At 35.8% G+C, this 3,552-nt stretch carries 3 protein-coding genes; all 3 read left to right on the top strand.

Annotation, left to right across the window (positions count from 1 at the left end):
* Nucleotides 1–170: 170 nt before the first annotated feature.
* Nucleotides 171–1,559: a dihydrolipoyl dehydrogenase gene (gene lpdA / locus FPG59_RS14850; RefSeq protein WP_086455343.1), complete on the top strand. Its 1,389-nt coding sequence runs from the start codon at nucleotides 171–173 to the stop codon at nucleotides 1,557–1,559.
* Between the two features lie 208 nt (nucleotides 1,560–1,767).
* Nucleotides 1,768–2,604: a serine O-acetyltransferase gene (locus FPG59_RS14845; protein ID WP_140344685.1), complete on the top strand. Its 837-nt coding sequence runs from the start codon at nucleotides 1,768–1,770 to the stop codon at nucleotides 2,602–2,604.
* Between the two features lie 3 nt (nucleotides 2,605–2,607).
* Complete coding sequence (cysK, locus tag FPG59_RS14840; protein WP_086455342.1) at nucleotides 2,608–3,525, top strand: cysteine synthase A; 918 nt, start codon at nucleotides 2,608–2,610, stop codon at nucleotides 3,523–3,525.
* Nucleotides 3,526–3,552: the final 27 nt, after the last annotated feature.

Here is a 3,552-nt window from a genome sequence, read left to right as displayed (position 1 = left end):
TTTTACAATAATCAAATTAATCCTTAAATTAGCAGCAATTTTAAGGTTAATGTGATTTTTTTGACAAAAAGTCATATTTCAGCATTTTAACATACATATCAATAAAAAATGAGCAACGTTTTTACGACTTCATTTTTAAAAGAAATTTAAAAAAACAAAAAAACTTTACAATGAAATACGATATTATAGTTTTAGGAAGTGGTCCTGGTGGTTATGTTACTGCAATTAGAGCATCTCAATTGGGCTTTAAAGTAGCCGTAATAGAAAAAGAAAACTTAGGTGGTGTATGTTTGAACTGGGGATGTATCCCAACAAAAGCCTTACTTAAATCGGCTCAAGTTTTTGATTATTTAAAACATGCTTCGGATTACGGATTAACAGTATCCTCATTTGATAAAGATTTCCCTGCTGTTGTTCAACGCAGCCGATCAGTAGCAGATGGAATGAGCAAAGGTGTTCAATTCTTAATGAAAAAAAATAAAATTGACGTAATTGATGGTTTTGGAAAATTAAAACCAGGCAAAAAAGTTGACGTTACTGACAAAGACAATAAAGTTACAGAATACAGTGCAGATCATATTATTATTGCTACTGGAGCTCGCTCTCGTGAATTACCAAACTTACCACAAGATGGTGTAAAAGTAATTGGTTACAGACAAGCCATGACATTGCCAACACAACCTAAATCGATGATCATTGTAGGTTCTGGAGCAATTGGGGTTGAGTTTGCGCATTTTTACAACGCAATGGGAACAGAAGTAACTATTGTTGAATTTATGCCAAACATTGTACCTGTTGAAGACGAAGACATTTCTAAACAAATGGAACGTTCTATGAAAAAAGCAGGTGTAAAAATCATGACAAACTCTTCTGTAGAGCGTATTGATACCTCGGGTGCTGGTGTAAAAGCATTTGTGAAAACAGCCAAAGGAGAAGAAATTCTTGAAGCTGACATTTTACTTTCAGCTGTTGGAATCAAAACCAACATTGAAAACATTGGACTTGAAGAAGTAGGAATTGCAACTGATAGAGATAAAATTTTAGTTGATGCTTTCAATGCTACTAATATTCCAGGTTATTACGCCATTGGTGATGTTACTCCGGGGCAAGCATTAGCACACGTAGCATCTGCAGAAGGAATTAACTGTGTAGAAAAAATTGCAGGTCTTCATGTAGAACCAATTGACTACGGAAACGTACCAGGTTGTACCTATGCTACTCCAGAAATTGCATCTGTTGGATTAACTGAAAAACAAGCTAAAGAAAAAGGATACGAATTAAAAATTGGTAAATTCCCATTCTCAGCATCAGGGAAAGCAAAAGCTTCTGGAACACCTGATGGTTTTGTAAAAGTAATTTTTGATGCTAAATACGGCGAATGGTTAGGATGTCACATGATAGGTGCTGGTGTTACAGATATGATTGCTGAGGCAGTTGTAGCTCGTAAACTAGAAACTACTGGACATGAAATATTAAAAGCCATTCACCCACACCCAACTATGAGTGAGGCAGTAATGGAAGCTGTCGCTGATGCTTATGGCGAAGTAATTCACTTGTAAGATAGCAAACTTTAAATTCATAAAATCCGATTGACTCGTTTGCCAATCGGATTTTTTTTTTACTTTAATGATGACAGAAATACGCTAATTTGTTTATTTTATTTACATTAACAATTATTTACAAAACGTACCATACTTTCTAAACAAATCTCCCATATCTTTGTAAAACGTGGGCAGGACCACATTATTTAGAACTTATTTTATAAAAATGACACCTGAAAACAAACGATTTTCTACACTTTTAAGCGAAAACCAAAACAACAATTGGGTTCGAGCCATTGATTCCTCTAAAATTGTCAATTGGATTGATGACTTATTCAAAATTTTATTCCCTGAAAAAGCTTTAGAGACCATTCAAATAGAAGTGCTTTTAAACCAAAATAAAGCCGATTTTATTAGTATTTTATCCGAAATTGTAAAGAACAAAACCACGGATGCAATTCTTGATGATGCCGAAGCGTTTTATACTACTTTACCACATTTATACGCTAACATGCAGCAGGATGCGCAAGCTATTCTAGACACAGATCCAGCTGCTGATTGCATTCAAGAAATTATTAATTCTTACCCAGGTTTTTTTGCCATTGAAGTATATCGTATAGCCAATGCCATTGCAACAAGAACACCTTGCCTACTTCCCAGAATTTTAACGGAGTATGCACACAGTAAAACAGGAGTAGATATCCATCCGAATGCTACCATTGGAGTTCCTTTTATAATTGATCATGGAACAGGAATTGTAATTGGTGAAACCACGGTGATAGGAAAACATGTGAGTGTTTACCAAGGTGTAACCCTAGGAGCCTTGCAAGTAGAAAAAAGTATGCAAGAAAAAAAACGACACCCTACCGTTGAAGATCATGTTATAATTTATGCTAATGCAACCATTTTAGGAGGCAGTACCATTATAGGAAACCACAGTATTATAGGCGGAAATACGTTTATCACAAAAAGTGTAAATCCGTATTCATTTGTCATGCAGTCTAATAAAAACAAAGTTTTAAATCAACTAGAAACAAAAGATATTAATTTTTTCTCCATATAAATTATGACAAAGTTCAACAACATACTCGACACAATAGGCAATACGCCACATGTAAAAATCAATCGTTTGTTTGGTGACAACCATGATATTTACATTAAACTAGAACGCGCTAATCCTGGTGCAAGCATAAAGGATAGAATTGCACTCGCCATGATTGAAGATGCCGAAGAAAAAGGGTTACTCAAAGCAGGCGGAACCATTATTGAAGCTACATCAGGTAATACTGGTATTGGTCTTGCCATGGTTGCAGCCGTAAAAGGGTACAAATTAGTATTGGTAATGCCAGAATCGATGTCAATTGAAAGACGCAGACTCATGAGTTTGTATGGTGCCGAATTTGTACTTACACCCCGAGAAAAAGGAATGAAAGGAGCACTAGAAAAAGCACTAGAACTGGTTGCTGAATCGGATAATGCATGGTCTCCACTTCAGTTTGAAAACCCCGCTAATATTAAAATTCATAAAAAAACTACTGCACAAGAAATCATAAAAGCATTCCCAGAAGGCCTAGATTACTTAATCACAGGCGTAGGAACGGGTGGTCATATTACAGGTTGTGCCGAAATACTAAAACAGCATTTCCCAAACCTTAAAGTTTATGCAGTTGAGCCAGAAGCTTCTCCTGTAATAAGTGGTGGCGCTCCTGCTCCACACCCTATTCAAGGCATTGGTGCTGGATTTATCCCTAAAAACCTTCATACTGATTTATTGGACGGAACAATTCAAGTAAGCAAAGACGAAGCTTTCACATACGCACAAAGAGCCGCAAAAGAAGAAGGAATGTTTATAGGAATATCATCAGGGGCATCACTTGCAGCTGTGGCTAAAAAACTTCCAGAAATTCCTGAAAATGCAAAAGTGCTAACTTTTTGTTACGATACAGGTGAACATTATTTAAGTATTGAAGGCTTATTTGTTTAAATAAAATTCTAGAAACCGATTTACAAT

Source organism: Flavobacterium sp. FPG59, assembly GCF_002150205.1.
Lineage (GTDB): Bacteria > Bacteroidota > Bacteroidia > Flavobacteriales > Flavobacteriaceae > Flavobacterium.
This window is presented reverse-complemented; position numbering and strand designations above follow the sequence as displayed.